This window comes from Pseudomonas sp. NFX183 (assembly GCF_047943075.1).
GTDB lineage: Bacteria > Pseudomonadota > Gammaproteobacteria > Pseudomonadales > Pseudomonadaceae > Aquipseudomonas.
Genome location: NZ_CP181333.1, coordinates 369,597 through 389,735, shown reverse-complemented (window position 1 = coordinate 389,735; position 20,139 = coordinate 369,597). Strand labels below are relative to the sequence as shown.

At 61.0% G+C, this 20,139-nt stretch carries 18 protein-coding genes; 8 read left to right on the top strand and 10 right to left on the bottom strand.

What is annotated here, in order from left to right; translation table 11 throughout:
- Position 1: 1 nt before the first annotated feature.
- Positions 2 to 3,451, bottom strand: coding sequence for a transcription-repair coupling factor (gene mfd, locus ACM530_RS01920; RefSeq protein WP_106576928.1), 3,450 nt, complete (start codon positions 3,449 to 3,451; stop codon positions 2 to 4).
- Between the two features lie 340 nt (positions 3,452 to 3,791).
- Here mfd and ACM530_RS01915 point away from each other — a divergent pair, with 340 nt between their 5' ends.
- On the top strand, positions 3,792 to 5,255 hold the full coding sequence (locus ACM530_RS01915; protein ID WP_023659083.1) for a glyceraldehyde-3-phosphate dehydrogenase: 1,464 nt from the start codon (positions 3,792 to 3,794) through the stop codon (positions 5,253 to 5,255).
- A 163-nt stretch (positions 5,256 to 5,418) separates the two neighbouring features.
- Here ACM530_RS01915 and ACM530_RS01910 read toward each other — a convergent pair whose 3' ends face one another.
- Together ACM530_RS01910 and ACM530_RS01905 are read right to left on the bottom strand one after the other, a co-directional pair.
- Positions 5,419 to 6,717, bottom strand: a complete 1,299-nt coding sequence (locus tag ACM530_RS01910; RefSeq protein WP_145163047.1) for an MFS transporter — start codon at positions 6,715 to 6,717, stop codon at positions 5,419 to 5,421.
- Positions 6,718 to 6,990: 273 nt separating this feature from the next.
- Positions 6,991 to 7,533: a chalcone isomerase family protein gene (locus tag ACM530_RS01905; RefSeq protein ID WP_416364158.1), complete on the bottom strand. Its 543-nt coding sequence runs from the start codon at positions 7,531 to 7,533 to the stop codon at positions 6,991 to 6,993.
- Positions 7,534 to 7,768: 235 nt separating this feature from the next.
- Here ACM530_RS01905 and sthA point away from each other — a divergent pair, with 235 nt between their 5' ends.
- Positions 7,769 to 9,163, top strand: coding sequence for a Si-specific NAD(P)(+) transhydrogenase (gene sthA / locus ACM530_RS01900; protein ID WP_005786183.1), 1,395 nt, complete (start codon positions 7,769 to 7,771; stop codon positions 9,161 to 9,163).
- Positions 9,164 to 9,205: 42 nt separating this feature from the next.
- Here sthA and ACM530_RS01895 read toward each other — a convergent pair whose 3' ends face one another.
- Together ACM530_RS01895 and ACM530_RS01890 are read right to left on the bottom strand one after the other, a co-directional pair.
- A complete protein-coding gene (locus ACM530_RS01895) occupies positions 9,206 to 9,928 on the bottom strand; it encodes a glycerophosphodiester phosphodiesterase (RefSeq protein ID WP_416364157.1) in 723 nt (240 codons plus the stop codon).
- A gap of 44 nt (positions 9,929 to 9,972) precedes the next feature.
- Positions 9,973 to 10,557, bottom strand: a complete 585-nt coding sequence (locus tag ACM530_RS01890; protein ID WP_416364156.1) for a PilZ domain-containing protein — start codon at positions 10,555 to 10,557, stop codon at positions 9,973 to 9,975.
- A gap of 94 nt (positions 10,558 to 10,651) precedes the next feature.
- On the opposite strand from ACM530_RS01890, the gene ACM530_RS01885 reads away from it, so the two are divergent.
- The 3 genes from ACM530_RS01885 to ACM530_RS01875 are packed head-to-tail and all read left to right on the top strand — an operon-like array spanning position 10,652 to position 13,898.
- Entirely contained in the window at positions 10,652 to 11,902 is a 1,251-nt protein-coding gene (locus tag ACM530_RS01885; protein ID WP_145163052.1) for a lipoprotein-releasing ABC transporter permease subunit, read from the top strand.
- A gap of 7 nt (positions 11,903 to 11,909) precedes the next feature.
- Positions 11,910 to 12,593 (top strand): lipoprotein-releasing ABC transporter ATP-binding protein LolD, encoded by a 684-nt coding sequence (lolD, locus tag ACM530_RS01880; protein ID WP_017477213.1) that lies wholly within the window; start codon positions 11,910 to 11,912, stop codon positions 12,591 to 12,593.
- 60 nt (positions 12,594 to 12,653) lie between these two features.
- Positions 12,654 to 13,898, top strand: coding sequence for a lipoprotein-releasing ABC transporter permease subunit (locus tag ACM530_RS01875; protein ID WP_145163054.1), 1,245 nt, complete (start codon positions 12,654 to 12,656; stop codon positions 13,896 to 13,898).
- A gap of 106 nt (positions 13,899 to 14,004) precedes the next feature.
- On the opposite strand, the gene ACM530_RS01870 is transcribed toward ACM530_RS01875, so the two are convergent.
- Both ACM530_RS01870 and ACM530_RS01865 read right to left on the bottom strand, forming a co-directional pair.
- On the bottom strand, positions 14,005 to 15,360 hold the full coding sequence (locus ACM530_RS01870; protein ID WP_416365072.1) for a heavy metal sensor histidine kinase: 1,356 nt from the start codon (positions 15,358 to 15,360) through the stop codon (positions 14,005 to 14,007).
- Positions 15,357 to 16,037, bottom strand: coding sequence for a heavy metal response regulator transcription factor (locus tag ACM530_RS01865; RefSeq protein WP_404487378.1), 681 nt, complete (start codon positions 16,035 to 16,037; stop codon positions 15,357 to 15,359). The genes ACM530_RS01870 and ACM530_RS01865 overlap by 4 nt, the downstream gene beginning before the upstream one ends.
- 156 nt (positions 16,038 to 16,193) lie before the next feature.
- Here ACM530_RS01865 and ACM530_RS01860 point away from each other — a divergent pair, with 156 nt between their 5' ends.
- Positions 16,194 to 16,715, top strand: coding sequence for a cupredoxin domain-containing protein (locus ACM530_RS01860; protein WP_416364155.1), 522 nt, complete (start codon positions 16,194 to 16,196; stop codon positions 16,713 to 16,715).
- A 66-nt stretch (positions 16,716 to 16,781) separates the two neighbouring features.
- Entirely contained in the window at positions 16,782 to 17,612 is an 831-nt protein-coding gene (gene queF, locus ACM530_RS01855) for an NADPH-dependent 7-cyano-7-deazaguanine reductase QueF (protein ID WP_416364154.1), read from the top strand.
- Positions 17,613 to 17,748: 136 nt separating this feature from the next.
- On the opposite strand, the gene ACM530_RS01850 is transcribed toward queF, so the two are convergent.
- Both ACM530_RS01850 and ACM530_RS01845 read right to left on the bottom strand, forming a co-directional pair.
- A complete protein-coding gene (locus ACM530_RS01850; RefSeq protein WP_106576917.1) occupies positions 17,749 to 18,015 on the bottom strand; it encodes a DUF4404 family protein in 267 nt (88 codons plus the stop codon).
- A 110-nt stretch (positions 18,016 to 18,125) separates the two neighbouring features.
- A complete protein-coding gene (locus tag ACM530_RS01845) occupies positions 18,126 to 18,734 on the bottom strand; it encodes an HAD family phosphatase (RefSeq protein WP_416364153.1) in 609 nt (202 codons plus the stop codon).
- 196 nt (positions 18,735 to 18,930) lie between these two features.
- Here ACM530_RS01845 and ACM530_RS01840 point away from each other — a divergent pair, with 196 nt between their 5' ends.
- Positions 18,931 to 19,620 (top strand): VacJ family lipoprotein, encoded by a 690-nt coding sequence (locus ACM530_RS01840; RefSeq protein ID WP_106576915.1) that lies wholly within the window; start codon positions 18,931 to 18,933, stop codon positions 19,618 to 19,620.
- Positions 19,621 to 19,679: 59 nt separating this feature from the next.
- Here ACM530_RS01840 and ACM530_RS01835 read toward each other — a convergent pair whose 3' ends face one another.
- A complete protein-coding gene (locus ACM530_RS01835; protein ID WP_145163063.1) occupies positions 19,680 to 19,976 on the bottom strand; it encodes a PilZ domain-containing protein in 297 nt (98 codons plus the stop codon).
- Positions 19,977 to 20,139: the final 163 nt, after the last annotated feature.

The following is a 20,139-nucleotide window of genomic DNA, read 5'->3' as shown; positions in this document are numbered from 1 at the left end:
TTCAAGCAGATTTCGGGATGAGGCGCTCAAACAGCGCCTCTAATGTATTAAAGCGTTCTTCGGCACGTTCCATTGGCACCATGAACTTGAACAGCGTAGCCCCTTCGAACTTGTAGCGGTTGGGCTGGCCCTGAATCAGCTTGATCAGCACCAGTGGGTCCACCGGCGTTTGCGCTTCGAACTCGATACGCCCGCCTTGCGGCCCGGCATCGACCTTCTTGATGCCCAACTGCTCGGCCTGCAATTTGAGCAGGGTCAGGCGCACCAGGTTCTTGGTCGGTTCCGGCAACAGGCCGAAGCGGTCGATCATCTCCACCTGCAGGTCCTTGAGACCTTCTTCGTCGGTGGCCGAGGCGATGCGCTTGTACAGAATCAGCCGCGCGTGCACATCCGGCAGGTAGTCTTCGGGAATCAATGCCGGCAAGCGCAGGTTGATTTCCGGGCCGCCACCCAAGGGTTGATCGAGGTTCGGTTGTTCGCCTTTGCGGATGGCTTTCACCGCGCGCTCGAGCATCTCCATATACAGGGTGAAACCTACGGCCTGGATCTGCCCGCTCTGGCCGTCGCCGAGCAGTTCGCCGGCGCCACGGATTTCCAGGTCGTTGGTGGCCAGCACAAAACCGGCACCCAGGTCCTGGGTGTTGGCGATGGCTTCCAGGCGCTTCTCGGCGTCGGAGGTAATCTGCTGGCGCGGCGGCGTCAGCAAGTAGGCATAGGCCTGGTGGTGACTGCGCCCGACACGGCCGCGCAACTGGTGCAGCTGCGCCAGGCCGAACTTGTCGGCGCGCTCGATGATGATGGTGTTGGCGCTCGGCACGTCGATGCCGGTCTCGATGATGGTCGAGGCGATCAGCACGTTGAAGCGCTTGTGGTAGAAGTCGCTCATCACCTGTTCGAGTTCGCGCTCGCGCATCTGCCCGTGGCCGATGGCGATGCGGGCTTCCGGCACCAGTTCGGCGAGGTCGGCGGCGCATTTCTCGATGGTCTTGACGTCATTGTGCAGGTAGTACACCTGGCCGCCGCGCAGCAGTTCACGCAACAGCGCTTCCTTGACCGTGCTTTTGTTCTGTTCCATCACGAAGGTGCGCACCGACAGGCGACGTGCCGGCGGCGTGGCGATGATCGACAGGTCACGCATGCCCGACACAGCCATGTTCAGCGTGCGCGGAATCGGCGTGGCGGTGAGGGTGAGGATGTCGACTTCGCTGCGCAGATTCTTCAGCTGTTCTTTCTGCCGCACACCGAAGCGGTGCTCTTCGTCGATGATCACCAAACCGAGGTTTTTGATCTTTACATCGTCCGACAGCAGCTTATGGGTGCCGATCACGATATCGATCTTGCCTTCGGCCAAGTCGGCGACGGCGGCATTCACTTCCTTGGCGGACTTGAAGCGGCTCATCACTTCCACGCTCACCGGCCAGTCGGCAAAGCGGTCGCGGAAGCTGTTGTAGTGTTGTTGGGCGAGTAGGGTGGTCGGCACCAGAATCGCCACCTGCTTGCCGCCATGCACCGCGATAAAGGCGGCGCGCATGGCCACTTCGGTTTTGCCGAAGCCCACGTCGCCGCACACCAGGCGGTCCATCGGCTTGGGCGCGAGCATGTCGGCGCGCACGGCTTCGATGGTGGTTTGCTGGTCCGGGGTTTCTTCAAACGCAAAGCCGGCGCTGAAGGTGGCGTAGTCGGCTTTCGGGTCGGCGAAGGCATAACCTTCGCGGGCTGCGCGGCGTGCATAAATGTCGAGCAGTTCGGCGGCGACGTCGCGCACCTGTTCGGCGGCTTTGCGCTTGGCTTTCTGCCAGGTCTCGGAGCCCAGGCGGTGCAACGGCGCCAGGGCGTCGTCGCTGCCGGTGTAGCGCGCGATCAGGTGCAGGCTGGCCACCGGCACGTAAAGCTTGGCGCCCTCGGCGTATTCCATGGTGAGGAATTCGGCGGCCTGGTTATCGATCTCCAGGGTTTGCAGCCCGAGGTAGCGGCCTACGCCGTGGTCGATATGCACCACCGGCGCGCCTTCGCGCAGCTCGGTCAGGTTCTTGATCACTGCGTCGTTGTTGATGTCGGCGCGTTTTTCACGGCGGCGGCGCTGCATCACGCGTTGGCCGAACAGCGGGCTCTCGGCGATCAGCGCCAAGGCTGGGTCATCTAGCAACAAACCTTCATCCAGCGGCGCGATGGTGATCGCCAGGCGGTCTTTGCTCTTAACAAAGTCCGGCCAGCTGTCGACGGTCTTCGGGCGCAGCTTCAGGCGTTCCAACAGTTCCAGCAGCACTTCGCGACGGCCGGCGGATTCGGCGGTAAACAGCACGCGGCCGGGGAAGTCGCCGAGGAAGTTGGATAACGCTTCCAGCGGCTGCGTGGCTTTGGCCTGGATCGCCAGGTCCGGCAGCGTGCTCGCCGGGAAGCGCTCGCGGCCGCTGCCGGCGTCCACGTCCTGTTGGCTGGCGACGACGCGCGGCCAGTTTTTCAAGCGGGCGAAGCAGTCTTCCACCGGCAGGAACAGCTCGGCTGGCGGCAATAAAGGCCGCGATGGATCGACGCGGCGCTCTTCATAGCGATTGCGCACATCGTTCCAAAAGTTTTCCGCCGCCTGCTCAATGCCCGGCAGCGAGAACACTTGGGTGTCTTGCGGCAGGTAGTCGAACAGGGTGGAGGTTTCGTCAAAGAACAGCGGCAGGTAGTACTCGATACCGGCCGGTGTAATCCCGCTGCTCAGGTCCTGAAAGATCGGGCAGCGCCGGAAGTCCACGTCGAAGCGTTCGCGAAAGCGGGCCTTGAAGCGTGTGACGGCGTCTTTTTGCAGCGGGAATTCCCGCGCCGGCAGCAGCTTGATCGACTCGACTTTATCAATCGAGCGCTGGTTCTCCGGGTCGAAGGTGCGCAGTGTCTCGATTTCGTCGTCGAACAGGTCGATGCGGTACGGCAGTTTGCTGCCCATCGGGAACAGGTCGATCAGCGCGCCGCGCACGGCGAACTCGCCGTGTTCGTACACCGTGTCGACGCAGCGGTAGCCGCTGGCTTCAAGGCGCGTGCGCATCTGTTCCACGTCGAGCTTCTGGCCGATATCCAGCACCAGGCTGCTGCCCAGCAGAAACTTGGTCGGCGCCAGGCGATGCAGGGCCGTGGTGATCGGTACCACCAGCACGCCGTGGGCCAGTTCCGGCAAGCGGTACAGGCTGGCGATGCGCTGGGAAATGATGTCCTGGTGCGGCGAGAACAGGTCGTAGGGCAGGGTTTCCCAGTCGGGAAAGTGCAGCACCGGCAAATCGGGGGCGAAGAAGCTCAGCTCCTGCTCCAGTCGCTCGGCGCTTTGGCTGTCGGCGGTGAGCAGCAGGGTAAAGCGCTTGGCTGCGCTGGCAGCCTCGGCGATGGCCAGGCTCAGGGCGGCACCGGGCAGGTTGCCCCAGTGCTGTTTACCTGCCGCAGCAGGGAGAATCGGTAGACGCAGAACGGGCACGGAAGGTTGAGCTCCAAGCGTTGCGACAAAGTCGGTAATTGTAACGGCCCGAGGTGCCGCCTGTCAGTTGCTGACTGAGCCTATTACGGTTTGCAGGAAATGTAGTGGCTAAGACAAACAATGGTGGGTTTTGACTCAATATGTAGTGCCAAAAAGTGCGGATGTTTCGGAGGGTTACGGACAAGTTGGCGGCGTGGCGCCGTTGGTGGCCTTCTGGAACCCGCGTATTTACTGGGCTGTAGCGGGGTGGTGTTTTTTTGCAAGCGCTTTTTGTTGTGGTTGGCGCATTGCTCAACGGCCGGTCGGACGACATAATGTAGCCCCTTTTTTCTGCCCCTACATGTGGAAGGTTCCCGTGACTCAGAAGCCCGACCAGTGTCTTGGTGAATGGATCGACCGTGAAGCACTCGCTGAAGCGATGATTCCGCTTATCGGTCAGCTGTACCGCAATAACAATGTGGTGAGCTCGATCTATGGCCGCAGCCTGATCAACCAATCAGTCATCGCGATTCTCAAGGCGCATCGCTTTGCTCGCCATCGTTCCGCCGACGACAGCGAACTCTCCGTCCACGAAACATTCCCTCTGCTTAAAGCCATGAGCGAGCTCAAGCTCGGCGCGGCCTCGGTAGACCTGGGCAAGTTGGCTTACAAATTCCGCAAAGAAGGCGCTGGCCGCACCGCCGAGCAGTTCGTGCGTGAAGAAATGGCCGATGTGGTTGGCCAGCAAAACGCCGCTGCCCGCAAAGGCACCGACGTTGTGCTGTACGGCTTTGGCCGTATCGGCCGCCTGCTGGCGCGCATCCTGATCGAAAAAACCGGTGGCGGCGACGGCCTGCGCCTGCGCGCTATCGTTGTGCGCAAAGGCGCCGAGAACGACCTGACCAAACGCGCCAGCCTGCTGCGCCGCGACTCGGTACACGGTCCGTTCAACGGCACCATCGTCATCGACGAAGAAAACAACACCATCACCGCCAACGGTAACCTGATCCAGGTGATCTACGCGAAGAACCCGTCTGAGGTGGATTACACCCAGTACGGCATCAAGGACGCCCTGCTGGTAGACAACACCGGCGTATGGCGTGATGCCGAGGGCCTGGGCCAACACCTGGCCTGCCCGGGTATCGACCGCGTTGTGCTGACTGCGCCTGGCAAAGGCAAGCTGAAGAACATCGTTCACGGTATCAACCACGGCGAAATCACCGCTGACGACAAGATCGTGTCGGCCGCTTCCTGCACCACCAACGCCATCGTGCCGGTGCTGAAGGCTGTGAATGACAAGTTCGGCATCGTTAACGGTCACGTTGAAACGGTTCACTCGTACACCAACGACCAGAACCTGATCGACAACTTCCACAAAGGCGATCGCCGTGGCCGTAGCGCCGCGTTGAACATGGTCATCACCGAGACCGGTGCTGCCACCGCTGCTGCCAAGGCCCTGCCTGAGCTGGCCGGCAAGCTGACCGGTAACGCGATCCGCGTGCCGACGCCGAACGTGTCGATGGCCATTCTCAACCTGAACCTTGAGAAAGCCGCTACCCGTGAAGAAATGAACGAGTACCTGCGCTACATGGCGCTGCACTCGGACCTGCATAAGCAGATCGACTTCGTTAATTCGCAGGAAGTGGTGTCGACCGACTTCGTGGGCTCGCGCCACGCCGGTGTGGTGGATGCTGAGGCGACCATCACCCAGGACAACCGCGTTGTGCTGTACGTCTGGTACGACAACGAGTTCGGTTACAGCTGCCAAGTGGTTCGCGTGATGGAAGACATGGCTGGGGTTAACCCGCCTGCATTCCCGCGTTAAGCCTTTGCAATAGATGAAAAAGCCCCGACTGGTCGGGGCTTTTTTGTGGCGGCTGTTTTTGTGGTGAATGTTCGGGCCTCATCGCGGGCAAGCCCGGCTCCCACAGTGTTGACGTGTGAATACAGTCAAAGGTGGGAGCTGGCTTGCCTGCGATAGCGGTCTATCAGGCGCCGCCAACCACCGAAGCCTGCGCAGTGCGCAGTTCATGCCGATTGCCCTTGAACAGTATCAATGTAGCGATCAAGCCGAGTATCGCCGCACCACTGAGCCAGATCCCAGGCGCGGCCTTGTTATCCAGCACATGAATCAAATAAGTGCAGGCCGCCGGCGTAAACCCACCAAAGGTCGCCGTCGCCAGGCTGTAGGCCAGGGAAAACCCGGTAGTGCGCACTTCCACCGGCATGATCTCGGTAAGCGCCACCACCATCGCACCGTTGTACGAGCCATACAGGAACGACAGCCACAGCAGCACGATCAGCAGATGGCTGAAGCTCGGATTGGCCACCAGCCACGACAACGCCGGATACGCGGTAAGAATCGCCAGAATCGTCGCGCCCAGCAGCAGGGGTTTGCGGCCGATCTTGTCGGACACCGCGCCCATCACCGGCAGCCAGATGAAATTGGAGATGCCCACGCACACGGTCACCAGCAACGCGTCGAAGTCCGACAGGTGCAGCTCGGCCTTGCCGAAAGTCGGGGTGTAGGCGGTGATCAGGTAGAACGACACGGTGGTCATCACCACCAGCGCCATGCCGGCGATGACGATGCCGAAGTTCTGACCGATCGAGCGCACGATTTCCTGCAGGGTAGGGCGGTGCTTACGCGCCTGGAACTCAGGGGTTTCTTCCAGCGAGCGGCGAATCACGAAGATCACCGGCACGATCAGGCAGCCGATCAGGAATGGCACGCGCCAGCCCCAGTCGCCCATCTCCTGCGGGCTGAGCCAGTGGTTCAGGCCCACGCCGAGCAACCCGGCGAACACCACCGCGGCTTGCTGGCTGGCGGACTGCCAACTGACGAAGAAGCCCTTGCGCCCGGGTGTGGCGATTTCCGCCAGGTACACCGACACACCGCCCAGCTCGACGCCGGCGGAGAAACCTTGCAGCAAGCGACCAAACAGCACCAGCAACGGCGCCGCCACGCCCAGGGTGGCATAGCCTGGGACGCAAGCGATGAGGACGGTGCCGGCGGCCATCATGGCCAGGGTGATGACCAGGCCTTTCTTACGGCCGTGGCGGTCGATGTAGGCGCCGAGGAAGATTGCGCCCAAAGGCCGCATCAGGAAGCCGGCGCCGAAGGTCGCCAGGGACAGCATCAGCGAGGCGAAGGCGCTGTCGGTGGGAAAGAAGGTTTTGGCAATGGCCGTGGCGTAGAAGCCGTAGACCATGAAGTCGAACATCTCGAGGAAGTTGCCGCTGACAACGCGAAAAATCGCCCTGCCTTTGCCCGTTGTGGTGGACATGTCATGCACTCATTTTGGCTATCTTATTAGTGATCCCTGGTCATCACTCGTCCTTGCTGCGCTTTTGTAACCATATGTGTATTAGCCACTACCGGCAATAGAAAGCGATAGCCAGCTGACTAAATGCGCAGGTGTCTTGGCGGGTAAAAATCACTGTGGGAGCTGGCTTGCCTGCGATAGCGGTGTGTCAGTCAGCAAATGACGGGCTGATCCAACGCTATCGCAGGCAAGCCAGCTCCCACATGGGTTCTTTGGTGTTTTTGCGAGCGCTGATTAATTCAGCAGAGATTTACGCAGGCTATCCGACAAGCCCTTCGGCGCCAGCCAAATGCCGAGATAGGCTTTTGCCAATTCCTCATCGCGGCTGCTGAACACCACCTTGTCGTTGATCTCCAGATTCAACCCACGCCCAGGTCGAACGTCGAGGGCATACCGATCGCCACTGCGGATATCGCGGAAGCTCGCGTGCAGCCGATCCAGTTCGGGCTTCAAGCGGGCGAGGGTGGCGCTGCTGTGCTGGCGCTCCAGGGTCGTGGTGGCCGCCTTGATCACGTCGCTACGGTCGATGTTGCGAAAGTAATACAGCGCCAGGCGCAGATTCTTTTGCTGATCCCAGGCGGCTCTCGCACTGGTATCGGCGGGGGCATACACCGCTGCCGCATACACATCCGCCCAGAGATACACCAGCACCGCCTGGTTTTTCAGCACCAGGTCATGAGATTGCGCAGCAAAACCGGCCTGCTTTAGACGCTCCGCCTCACTGGCCTGCACTGCCACGCAGAAAATCAGCAATAAACAGAAAACGACATGCCGCATAATGGCTCTTCCTGCAAACGGTGCGTGTCAGCAGTCTAATTGCAATTTGCGGGTTCTGTAGTAAAGGCAAGACTGGCCTACGACGCGACCAAGGGTTAATGTTCGCGGCGTTGAGCCTTCTATAGACTGTGCCCCGGCTCACACACTTGAGCCAAATTGTCCTTCATGCCCGCTGGCCGCGGCATGATTTAGCCAGGCGTCCAACCGTACGCCTGGCCTGTTCTGAGGAGTACGCATGGCTGTCTACAACTACGACGTGGTGGTACTGGGTTCCGGCCCGGCTGGAGAAGGTGCGGCGATGAACGCCGCCAAAGCTGGGCGCAAGGTGGCGATGGTCGATAGCCGTCGCCAGGTCGGCGGTAACTGCACCCACCTGGGTACCATCCCGTCCAAGGCCTTGCGTCACTCGGTGCGCCAGATCATGCAGTTCAACACCAACCCGATGTTCCGGGCCATTGGTGAGCCGCGCTGGTTCTCGTTCCCGGACGTATTGAAAAGCGCCGAAAAAGTCATCTCCAAGCAAGTCGCGTCGCGCACCGGCTACTACGCCCGTAACCGCGTCGACCTGTTCTTCGGCACCGGCAGTTTTGCCGACGAGCAGACCGTCGAAGTGGTCTGCGCCAACGGCGTGGTCGAGAAGCTGGTGGCCAAGCACATCATCATCGCCACCGGTTCGCGCCCGTATCGCCCGGCCGATATCGATTTCCACCACCCGCGTATCTACGATAGCGACACCATCCTGAGCCTGGGCCACACCCCGCGCAAATTGATCATCTACGGCGCCGGCGTGATCGGCTGTGAATACGCCTCGATCTTCAGCGGCCTGGGTGTATTGGTGGAGCTGGTGGATAACCGCGACCAGTTGCTGAGCTTCCTCGACTCGGAAATTTCCCAGGCGTTGAGCTACCACTTCAGCAACAACAACATCACCGTGCGCCACAACGAAGAGTACGAGCGGGTCGAAGGCCTGGACAACGGTGTGATCCTGCACCTCAAGTCCGGCAAGAAGATCAAGGCCGACGCCTTGCTGTGGTGCAACGGCCGTACCGGCAACACCGACAAGCTGGGCATGGAAAACATCGGCGTGAAGGTCAACAGCCGTGGCCAGATCGAAGTCGACGAGAACTACCGCACCTGCGTGACCAATATCTATGGCGCCGGTGACGTGATCGGCTGGCCAAGCCTGGCCAGTGCCGCGCATGACCAGGGCCGTTCAGCGGCCGGCAGCATTGTTGACAACGGCAGCTGGCGCTATGTGAACGACGTGCCGACCGGTATCTACACGATTCCGGAGATCAGCTCGATCGGCAAGAACGAGCACGAACTGACCAAGGCCAAGGTGCCTTACGAAGTCGGCAAGGCGTTCTTCAAGAGCATGGCGCGTGCGCAGATCGCCGGTGAGCCGCAAGGCATGCTCAAGATCCTGTTCCACCGCGAGACCCTGGAAGTCCTCGGCGTGCATTGCTTCGGCTACCAGGCCTCGGAGATCGTGCACATCGGCCAGGCGATCATGAACCAGCCGGGTGAGCAAAATACCCTCAAGTATTTTGTGAACACCACGTTCAACTACCCGACCATGGCCGAAGCCTATCGGGTAGCAGCCTACGACGGCCTCAACCGGCTTTTTTGAGCGGCTCCGGCCGGTGGCCTGAGCCGGCCGGGGAGACCGATTTCAGTAATTCTCGAGGGTGGCAGTGGCCAAACCGGGAAAGTCTGTAATCAGGCTATCTACGCCGAAGTCAGCGAGCCTGCGCATCAGCGCCGGTTCGTTGACCGTCCACACGGACACGTGCAAACCCTGGCGCTGGGCTTTTTCCAGACGCTCGGGGGTGCACAGCGTCCAGTTCAATGCCAGGTATTCACAGCCGTAGTTTTGCGCGACCTTCAGCGGGTCGAGCCAGGCGTATTCGGCGACCAAGCCGCGTGACAGGTCCGGGGTGAGTTCAACCGCCGCTTTCAAGACTTCCCGCGAACTTGAGGTCACGGTGACCTTGTCCATCAGGCCATGACGCACAGCCATCTCACGAATTGCCAGTACGGTCGTCGCGGCGCGGGTGCGCGAAGCGCTTTTGACTTCGAGCTGCCAGTGATCGAAGTCGCATTTTTCGAACAACTCTTCAAGGCGTGGGATCGGGCAGGGGCTGACCCAACCCGGGCCGCCTTTGCGCGCGTCCATCTTCACCAGGTCGGCTGCCGAATACTCGACGACTTTGCCGCGCCGGTCGGTGGTGCGTTTGAGGGTCGGGTCGTGGATGACCATCAGCTCGCCATCCATGGACAGGTGCAAATCCAGTTCGCAGCGGCGTACGCCGTGCTTGAGGCACTCCTGAAAGCTGGTCAGGGTGTTTTCCGGTGATTCGCCTTTGGCACCGCGGTGGCCATAAATCAGGGTCACAGTTGCTCCTTTGCGCCAGATAGCCCGGCGGGGTCATACGAGATTCAGGTGTCTTGGGCGTCGCTTTGTTCCCGCGCCAGGCGTCGTTCCTGGGCTTGTTTCTGCAGGATGTAGCGCGCCAGCAATTGGCGTTGGGCATCGGTCATCGATTCGAATTCCGTGCCCACGTCAAAGCCTTCGCCCTTGGCGTCGCAATGCGTCACGCGGGCACGCAGCAGCAAGCCGAGCGCCTGGGGCATCAATACCAGCTTGACCGCCAGGTGCGTGTCGGGCGCCAGCGGCGTTGGGTGCTGGAAGTCGATACCGCCTTCGGAAAGGATCACCGGCTGCGGCGCGCCCACCTCATCGAGCAGGCCGCGCGCCATGATCTGACTGAGCAGGTCCACGCGTTTGTTCTGGACTTTGAGGAAGGCGGCCAGGCTGCGATCTTTCTCGCTGATCTGGCGCAGCAGGTGCTGGGCTTCGAATTCGCTGAGGTGCAATTCGCTGAGCAGGTTGAACAGCGGCGAATCATCCAGCAACACTTCCTTGCTCGCCGCTTCGGGGGCAGAAAGGGTGCTGATTTGAAGTGCGATCATGTCGTCGATACGGTAGTATTCGCGGCGCTCTTCTTCATCTAATGTCGACATGGCGAACCCAAAGTAGCGGTAATGGTCTGAGTGTAAAGCTGCTTACCTGACCCCGCCACCGGGACGTCTTCTTTTCCTCCGAACAAGCCCCGACATGTTCAGACCTCTCTTCGTATTTATCGGCACGCGTTATACCCGTGCAAAGCGTCGCAATCATTTTGTGTCGTTCATTTCCCTGACCTCGATGATCGGGCTCGCCTTGGGCGTGGTCGTGATGATCGTGGTGCTGTCGGTGATGAACGGCTTCGATCATGAGATGCGCACCCGCGTGCTGGGCATGGTGCCCCACGCGACCATCGAGGGCGATTCGCCCATCAGCGACTGGCCGAGCCTTGCCGACAAGGTCAAGCAGAACCCCAAGGTGGTGGCCGTTGCGCCGTTTACCCAGATGCAGGGATTGCTGACCAACGACGGCAAGGTGCAGAAAATCCTGCTCAATGGCATCGACCCGGCCCAGGAACGTAACGTGTCGATCATCGACAAGTTCATGTTGCAGGGCAAACTCGACGACCTGGCGCCTGGCAGCTTTGGCATCGTGATCGGCGACAAGGCGGCGGCCAAGCTCGGCGTGAACATCGGCGACAAGCTGACCTTCGTCGCCCCGGAAGTCACCGTGACCCCGGCCGGCATGTTCCCGCGCATGAAGCGCTTCACCGTGGTCGGCACCTTCCACGTCGGCGCCGGCGAGATCGATGGCTACCTCGGCCTGACCAACCTCACCGACCTGGCGCGCCTGCATCGCTGGAAGCCGGATCAGGTGCAGGGCCTGCGCCTCAAATTCAACGACCTGTTCGACGCCCCGCGCGGCGCCTGGGAAATCGCCCAGCACCTGGGTGAATCCCAGTATTACGCCCGCGACTGGACCCGCACCCACGGCAACCTCTACCAGGCCATCCGCATGGAAAAAGCCATGATCGGCCTGCTGTTGCTGCTGATCGTCGCCGTGGCCGCGTTCAACATCATTTCCACGCTGGTGATGGTGGTGAACGACAAGAAAGGCGACATCGCCATCCTGCGTACCCTGGGCGCCACGCCGGGGCAGATCATGGCGATCTTCATGGTGCAGGGCACCGTGATCGGCGTGGTTGGTACCTTGATCGGCACCGCGGTCGGCATCCTGGCCGCGCTGAACGTCAGCGCCGCCATCGCCGCGCTGGAAAAAGTCATCGGTCACAAGTTTCTCAACGCCGACGTCTACTTCATCGACTACTTGCCGTCCCAGGTTCAGGCCCAGGACGTGTTGATGGTAGGCGGCGCCGCGTTGGTATTGAGCTTCCTTGCCACCCTGTATCCAGCCTGGCGCGCGGCACGTACCCAGCCAGCACAGGCCTTACGTTATGAGTGAATCGGGCATGAGTGAAAAAGCAATCCTGAGCTGCCGCAACCTGGGCAAATCCTACGAGGAAGGCCCGGAATCGGTGGTGGTGTTGTCCAACCTGCAACTTGAACTGCACCCGGGCGAACGCGTGGCGATCGTCGGCAGTTCCGGCTCCGGCAAAAGTACCTTGCTCAACCTGTTGGGCGGCCTGGATACGCCGTCCCAGGGCAGCGTGTGGCTGGCTGGCGAAGAGCTGTCGGCCCTGGGTGAGAAGGCGCGTGGCCAACTGCGTAACCGCTCGTTGGGTTTCGTGTACCAGTTCCACCACCTGCTGCCGGAATTCACCGCGCTGGAAAACGTGTGCATGCCGCTGCTGATCGGCAAGACCGCGATCCCGGAAGCCCGCCAGCGCGCCAAGGCATTGCTGGAGCGCGTCGGCCTCGGTCATCGCCTGGAGCACAAGCCGGCCGAGTTGTCCGGTGGCGAGCGCCAGCGTGTAGCGATTGCCCGTGCCCTGGTCAACAACCCAGGCCTGGTGATGCTCGATGAGCCAACCGGCAACCTCGACTCCCACACCGCCCAGGGCATCAAGGATTTGATGCTCGAACTGAGCACCCAGATGCGCACCGCGTTCCTGGTGGTGACCCATGACATGAGCATGGCCCGCCAGATGGACCGCGTGCTGCACCTGCAGGAAGGTCACTTGGTCGCCATCTGACCCGTTTCAAGCCCGGCGCCTGGCGCTGGGCTTTTTCATTTTTTTAAACGGTGCCCGCGAATGTTCAGACCGTTATCGATTTTCATCGGCACGCGCTATACCCGCGCCAAGCGCCGCAACCGTTTTGTTTCGTTTATCTCGATGACCTCGATGATCGGCCTCGCCCTGGGCGTGTTGGCGATGATCGTGGTGTTGTCGGTGATGAACGGCTTCCAGCGCGAAATGAGCTCACGCATCCTCGGCATGGTGCCCCACGCGACCATCGTCGGCGTGAACCCGATTGATGACTGGCAGCCGGTGGCCGCCGCCGCCATGAAGAACCCGCAAGTGACTGCCGCCGTACCATTCACGCAGATGGACGGGATGTTCTCCTACAAGGGCGCGATGCAGCCGATCGAGATCAGCGGCGTAGACCCGGCCCAGGAAGGCAAAGTTTCGATCGTGGCCCAGCACATCGTGCGCGGCAAACTGGACGACCTGAAGGCCGGCGAGTTCGGTGTGGTCATCGGCGACATCACTGCACGGCGCTTCCGCCTGAACGTGGGTGACAAGCTGACCCTGATCGTGCCGGAAATCAGCACGGCGCCGGGTGGCATCACCCCACGCATGCAGCGGCTCAACGTGGTCGGTATCTTCAAGGTCGGCGCCGAGCTGGATGGCTCTATGGCACTGATCAACATGGCCGACGCCGCCGAAATCCAGCATTGGCAGCCTAACCAGGTGCAAAGCGTGCGCCTGGCGGTAAAAGACCTGTACGCGGCACCGAAGGTCTCGGCAGACATCGCCGCCAGCCTCGGCGCGGCCTACAAGCCGGATGACTGGACCCACACCCAGGGCAGCCTGTTCAGCGCGATGAAGATGGAAAAGACCATGATCGGCCTGTTGCTGCTGATGATCGTCGCCGTCGCCGCGTTCAACATCATCGCCACCTTGATCATGGTGGTGAACGACAAGGGCGCCGACATCGCGATCCTGCGCACCATTGGCGCCACGCCACGGCAGATCATGGCGATCTTCATGGTGCAGGGCACCGTGATCGGCATCGTCGGCACTTTGATCGGCGGTGTGCTGGGCGTGATTGCGGCGCTCAACGTGAGCGAACTGGTGGGTTGGCTGGAGCGTGTGACCGGGCAACATATCTTCAGTTCGGACGTGTATTTCGTTAGCAACCTGCCTTCGCAACTGCAGGGCGGCGACGTGCTGCTGATTTGCACGGCCGGGTTTGTGTTGAGCTTTTTGGCGACGATTTACCCGGCGTATCGGGCGGCTAAGATTGAGCCGGCGCATGCGCTCAGGTATTCGTAAGGGCTGAGACCCCTATCGCAGGCAAGCCAGCTCCCACATTCGAATGTATTCACACATCAAAAATGTGGGAGCGGGCTTGCCCGCGATAGGGCCGGAGCAGCTTGCATCAATCCTCCTTGGGCAACTCAATCACAAACCGCGTCCACCCAGCTTCAGACTCACAATAAATCCTCCCCCCATGCGCCCGCACAATCGACTGGGTAATCGCCAGCCCCAGCCCCGCATGCTCACTGCTGCCTTCACGGCGCGCCGGGTCAGCCCGATAAAACCGATCAAACAAGCGCGGTAACAACGCCGCCGGAATACCTTCGCCCGTATTCTCCACGGTCAGCGTCACACCCCGCGCGGTTTCAGCCATCCGCACCCGCACCTCGCCACCGGCCGGGGTAAACCTGAGCGCGTTATCGAGCAAATTCGACAACGCCCGGCGCAACATGCCGCGATCACCCGCCGTATGCGCCGTGCCCTCGCGCACCAGGCTGACGTGCGCGTCCTCGGCCAGCAACGCGAAGAACTCGATCAACGCTTCCACTTCATCGTCCAGCACCAAGGCCTCGCGCTTGGGCATGAGCAGGCCGTGGTCGGCCTTGGCCAGGTACAACATGTCATTCACCAGCTGGGCCATCCACTGCAACTCTTCCAGGTTGCTGTGCAGCGCCTCGCGGTAGTCCTCCAGCGGGCGCGGCTGGGTGAGGATCACTTGGGTGTGGGTGAGCAGGTTGGAGAGGGGCGTGCGCAGTTCGTGGGCGATATCGGCGGAGAAGGCCGAGAGGCGCTGGAACGAGTCGTCCAGACGCCCGAGCATAGCGTTGAAGGCCTGGGCCAGTTCGGCCAACTCCACCGGCATGTGCTGTTGCGGCAGGCGTTGGGTCAGGGAGTGCGCCGACACGCTGGCGGCCACTTCACCCATGCGCCGTAGCGGCCGCAACCCGCTGCGCGCGGCCCAGGCGCCGAGCAGCGCGGTGGCCAGGGCCGAGAGGCCGACGGTCAGCCAGATCAGGTGCTGCATGCGTTGCAGGAAGTGCTGGTGATGGGTGATGTCGAGCATCAGCGTCAATTGCGGCGAGCCGGGTTGGCCGGCGACCAATGGCGCGTTGTACACGCGATACTCAGTCCCGGCGTTTTGCAGGCTGTGCAAGCCCGGTGCTTCAGGCAGGCTGATGCCGGGCGGGCCGTCAAACCAGCGCTGGCCTTGGGCAGTAACGCGCAGCGCCAGTTCGGGTTGGCGATTGAGCTCGGCGCGCAGTTGCGCTTCGCGTTGCGCAAATAATTGTGGCGAGTCGACCCCCTGCAAAGTGCTGCGCAGCGCCACCAGCTGGCTGTCGAGTTGTTGCTGGTCCAGCTCGATAAAGTGCGCCTCACTGGCGTGGTTGAACAGCACGCCGGCGAGCAACGAAACCACGGCGGTGCACGCCGCAAACAGCAGCGCCAGACGGCTGGCCAGGGACAGGCGCTTGATCAATTGCACCGCTCCTCCAGCACATACCCCATGCCGCGCACGGTGTGGATCAGCTTGTTGGGGAAGCTGTCGTCGACTTTCAGGCGCAAACGGCGGATGGCCACTTCGATGATGTTGGTGTCGCTGTCGAAGTTCATGTCCCACACCTGCGAGGCGATCAGCGATTTGGGCAGTACTTCGCCCTGGCGGCGCAGCAGCAGTTCCAGCAGGGAAAACTCCTTGGCGGTGAGGTCGATGCGCTGGCCGTCGCGTTCGACGCGGCGGCGGATCAGGTCCAGGCGCAGGTCGGCCAGTTGCAGCGCGGTTTCCTGTGGCGCGCTGCTGCCACGGCGTAACAGGCTGCGCACGCGGGCCAGCAGTTCGGAAAAGGCGAAAGGCTTGACCAGGTAATCGTCGGCGCCCAGTTCCAGGCCGTGCACGCGGTCTTCCACGGCATCGCGGGCAGTGAGGAACAGCACCGGAATGTCCAGGCCGGCGCTGCGTACCGCTTGCAGAATTTGCCAGCCGTCGCGGCCCGGCAGCATCACGTCGAGGATCAGCAAGTCGTAATCACCGGTCAGTGCCAAGTGTTGCCCGGTGGTGCCGTCGGCCACCAGCTCGGTGGTAAAGCCCGCCTCGCTCAGGCCCTGGCGCAGGTAATGGCCGGTTTTCGGTTGGTCTTCGACGATCAGCAGTTTCATGGGCGACTCTTGGCAGCGGTGAGCAACGGGCTTTATACCGTGGGTGCCAGGGCAGGGGCGCAACCTGACAAAGTTGTAATCTAGCAGTCAGCTGGCTGGCAGCGGCGCCATCTTAGAGTGCTGACAGAGCTGTTCACACACTTTTGGAGAATCGAGATGGCGCTGCGTACACCTCTGATATTGGCGGGTTGCCTGTTGGCATTGAGTTTCGATGCGCTGGCGGACGCGGCCCACACCTTCGCGTTCGGCCAGCCGGCAGCCGCCGATAAAGCCACGCGCACGGTGGAAGTGGTGCTGCAGGACATTTCCTTTTCGCCCAAGGCGTTGGACGTAAAAGCCGGTGAGACCGTGCGCTTTGTGCTGGTGAACAAAGGCCAATTGCTTCACGAATTCAACCTGGGCGACGCGGCGATGCACGCCGAACACCAGAAAGAAATGCTCAAGATGCAAGCCAGCGGCATGCTCACCGCCACCGGCATGGGCAAGATGGACCACAGCGCGATGGGGCACGGCGATATGGCGGGCATGCGGCATGACGATCCCAACAGCGTGCTGGTCGAGCCGGGCAAGACCGCTGAGCTGACCTGGACCTTCACCAAGGCCACGGGGCTTGAGTTTGCCTGCAATATTCCGGGGCATTATCAGGCGGGCATGGTCGGCACGCTGACCGTTGAGTGAGGCGATTCTTAAGGGCGGGAGCAAAGGCTGGTAGACTGGCGCGGTTTATTTAGCCAGGTTTCCGCCATGCATCCCGCAGCCGAACATTCGCCGCTGGGCAAGTCCAGTGAATACATCTCCACTTACACCCCGTCGTTGCTGTTCCCGATCCCTCGCGCCGCCAAGTGGGCCGAGCTGGGCCTGAGCGCCGAAACCCTGCCGTATAAAGGTGTGGATTTCTGGAACTGCTTCGAACTGTCCTGGCTGCTGCCGTCGGGCAAGCCGGTGGTGGCTATCGCAGAGTTCAGCATCCCGGCCGACTCGCCGAACATCATCGAGTCCAAGTCCTTCAAGCTGTACCTCAATTCGCTGAACCAGACCGCGTTTGCCGATACCGCAAGCCTGGAAGCGACATTGCGCACCGACCTCAGCGCTGCCGCTGGCAAGCCGGTCAGCGTGCGCATCCGCAGCCTGGCCGAGGTTGAAGCCGAGGGCGTGCAAGCCCTGCCGGGCGTGTGCATTGACGACCTCGACATCAGCGTCAGCAACTACGAACACCCACGTCCGGAGCTGCTGCGTTGCGATGACTCGCGCATTGTCGAGGAGAGCGTGCACAGCCACTTGCTCAAATCCAACTGCCCGGTCACCAGCCAGCCGGATTGGGGCAGTGTGGTGGTCGAGTACCGTGGCCACGCGCTGGATCACGCCAGCCTGCTGGAATATATCGTCAGCTTTCGCCAGCACTCGGACTTCCATGAGCAATGTGTGGAGCGGATCTTTCTCGACCTGCAGCGCTTGCTCAAGCCGCAGAAGCTGACCGTGTATGCGCGCTATGTGCGCCGCGGCGGGTTGGATATCAACCCGTATCGCAGCACTGAGGCTGTGCAGTTCCAGAACCTGCGCCTGGCCCGCCAGTAGCCTTCACGCAAAACAACTGTGGGAGCTGGCTTGCCTGCGATAGCGGTCTTTCAGTCATACATCTGGCGACTGATACACCGTCATCGCAGGCAAGCCAGCTCCCACATTTTGGTTGTGTGTTCGGCTTGGGCTCGGGTTAGATCCCGATATTGCCCAGGGTCACCACAATATTGCGCAAGGTCCCGGCAATGCCCGGGTGGTCCAGCTCGAAGCGTTCCACCGCCAGGTTCACGCCATCGGCAATGCTGGGGTCCTGAATCGCGCCTTCCAAAGGCTCTTGAACTTCAAGTTCGGCAATCAATGCTTCGAGTTCGTCGCGTTTCTCCGCCGACATCAGCGGGTCGCTATTCAATTGCTCGCGCAATTCTCTGACTTGGTCTTTCAGCTGTTCGCGGGCAGGCATGGCGTTCTTCCTTTTATCGATAGGCACTGGCATAGACCGCGGCACGTCGGGAAAGGTCTACGGGCTGACCAGTAGATTAATCCACCGGCGCCGACCGTGCATGATCTCGATCAGGGCTTCTCGCCTTTGAGCTGGCGCAGGCTGATGTCCGCCAGGCAGGTGCCGAGCTCGCCGAGGTGATCGATCACCGAATGCACGCCCAGCCCATACAGCGCCACCGTGGCTTTGCCGCGCTTGTGTTCGCGTTGCTGCTCGGTCAGTGCCTGCCATTGTTCGGGCGCCAGGCCGCACAGTGAGCCGCAGGACGCCAGGCCAATGGTCCACAACCCGGCATTCAGGCCCGATTGCAGCAAACGTGGCTCGCCGCTGACCAGCACGCAGCCTTCAAGGCGTTGGATGTTCAATTCCATCAAGGCCTGCCAGCACGCATGCGGCGCCGGCCAGCGAATCGAGGAGGGCGATGCTGCTTTGAGCCAATCAGGCAGCACGGCGGCCAGAGGGGTGGTGACCGCGGCAGGCAGTTCATCCAGCCAGGCGCAGGGCACGCCCTGGTCTTTGAGGCTGCGCAGAATCTTCAGCGCGCCAGGTGTGGCGTGAGAATCGGGGCAAGGGCTGTCGGTGCGCGCCTGGGAACCAAAATCCACCAGGCAGCCACTAAGGCCAAACAGTACGGCAGTCAAGGCGGGTGCGCTGGCGACGGCAATCTCGGCGTGAGGCATTTTCAACATCCCTGAAATAGCTGTGACGCTATCGGGGCTGGATGACAAGCGCGTGACATCGGCCGTAATTGTAGGAAATTTGTGCATTTCCTATGAGAGCGATCCTACTGGATGCCTTATTCGACACTTCCGTCATATACTGACGGCCTTATTCAGGGCATAGCGCCCATGACAGACCATTCAAGGAGCAAAAGCTATGCGCTGGAGCCACTATTTCGCTCAGCTATCTGTGTGTGCCACTGTTCTTTTGGCCCCGTTCGCCGCTAACGCTGCGTCGGAAGACGATCCATGGGAAGCCGTTAACCGTCCGATCTTCACCTTCAACGACACCGTTGACACTTACGCGCTCAAGCCATTGGCCCAGGGCTATCAGTTTGTCACCCCGCAATTCGTCCAGACCGGCATCCATAACTTTTTCCGCAACATCGGTGATGTCGGCAACTTTGCCAACGACGTTTTCCAGCTCAAGCCACACGCGGCCGGTGTCGACACCGCCCGTTTGCTGATGAACACCACCTTTGGCGTGTTGGGCTTTATTGATGTCGGCACCAAAATGGGGCTGCAGCGCAACGATGAAGACTTCGGCCAGACCCTCGGTTACTGGGGCGTCGGCAGCGGTCCTTACGTGATGCTGCCGCTGCTCGGCCCAAGCACCTTGCGTGATGCGCCGTCCAAATACGTCGACAGCTACACCCAACCGTATCGCTACATGAACGACATCGGCTGGCGCAACAGCACCTTCGGCCTGAACATCGTCGATACCCGTGCCAGCCTGCTCGACAGCGAGAAGCTGATCACCGGTGACAAGTACACCTTCATCCGTAACGCTTACCTGCAAAACCGCGAGTTCAAGGTCAAAGACGGCAAGGTCGTCGACGATTTTTAAGCCGTGACGTTTTGAAATGAAAAAGGCGACCCGAGCGGTCGCCTTTTTGTGCGCAGCTTTTAGTGCATTTTCAGGATCTTGAGGCCCAGGTGCTGGCGCTCGCCCTCGTTTTTGGCCCACACCACTTCGGTATCTGCCTCCAGGCCCGCGAGGGCGGCGTGCTCTGAGTCAATGCGCACGGTCAGCCGGTCGCCTACCTGAAACTGGCGGGGCGCCTCAACCTGCATGCCGGAGCTGGAAAGGTCCACGCAGACCCCTGCAATCTCCTGCCCAGCGTGGATCAGCGATACATCGGCATCCACTCGCATGCGGATGAAATCGCGTTTTTCGGCGTAGTCGCGCTCGTGTTCGCTCACGGGTTCCATCCTTACTTTGTGTTGTGGTCGTGGGTGTTCTTATAACTCCCGGTGATTTGCGGTGTAAAGACGCCCGGCGACCATCGGCATGAGCTTGAAACCCCTGACGGATGGGAGTACCGTCTGCGCCTTAGAAGGGCACCTCTGCTTTACCGTTGTGCAT

Bases quoted from the DNA above. Each gene is read 5' to 3' on its own strand.
- ACM530_RS01915 (WP_023659083.1), top strand. From the start codon at position 3,792: ATGTGGAAGGTTCCCGTGACTCAGAAGCCCGACCAGTGTCTTGGTGAA.
- ACM530_RS01910 (WP_145163047.1), bottom strand. From the start codon at position 6,717: ATGTCCACCACAACGGGCAAAGGCAGGGCGATTTTTCGCGTTGTCAGC.
- ACM530_RS01905 (WP_416364158.1), bottom strand. From the start codon at position 7,533: ATGCGGCATGTCGTTTTCTGTTTATTGCTGATTTTCTGCGTGGCAGTG.
- sthA (WP_005786183.1), top strand. From the start codon at position 7,769: ATGGCTGTCTACAACTACGACGTGGTGGTACTGGGTTCCGGCCCGGCT.
- ACM530_RS01890 (WP_416364156.1), bottom strand. From the start codon at position 10,557: ATGTCGACATTAGATGAAGAAGAGCGCCGCGAATACTACCGTATCGAC.
- ACM530_RS01885 (WP_145163052.1), top strand. From the start codon at position 10,652: ATGTTCAGACCTCTCTTCGTATTTATCGGCACGCGTTATACCCGTGCA.
- lolD (WP_017477213.1), top strand. From the start codon at position 11,910: ATGAGTGAAAAAGCAATCCTGAGCTGCCGCAACCTGGGCAAATCCTAC.
- ACM530_RS01875 (WP_145163054.1), top strand. From the start codon at position 12,654: ATGTTCAGACCGTTATCGATTTTCATCGGCACGCGCTATACCCGCGCC.
- ACM530_RS01865 (WP_404487378.1), bottom strand. From the start codon at position 16,037: ATGAAACTGCTGATCGTCGAAGACCAACCGAAAACCGGCCATTACCTG.
- ACM530_RS01860 (WP_416364155.1), top strand. From the start codon at position 16,194: ATGGCGCTGCGTACACCTCTGATATTGGCGGGTTGCCTGTTGGCATTG.
- queF (WP_416364154.1), top strand. From the start codon at position 16,782: ATGCATCCCGCAGCCGAACATTCGCCGCTGGGCAAGTCCAGTGAATAC.
- ACM530_RS01850 (WP_106576917.1), bottom strand. From the start codon at position 18,015: ATGCCTGCCCGCGAACAGCTGAAAGACCAAGTCAGAGAATTGCGCGAG.
- ACM530_RS01845 (WP_416364153.1), bottom strand. From the start codon at position 18,734: ATGCCTCACGCCGAGATTGCCGTCGCCAGCGCACCCGCCTTGACTGCC.
- ACM530_RS01840 (WP_106576915.1), top strand. From the start codon at position 18,931: ATGCGCTGGAGCCACTATTTCGCTCAGCTATCTGTGTGTGCCACTGTT.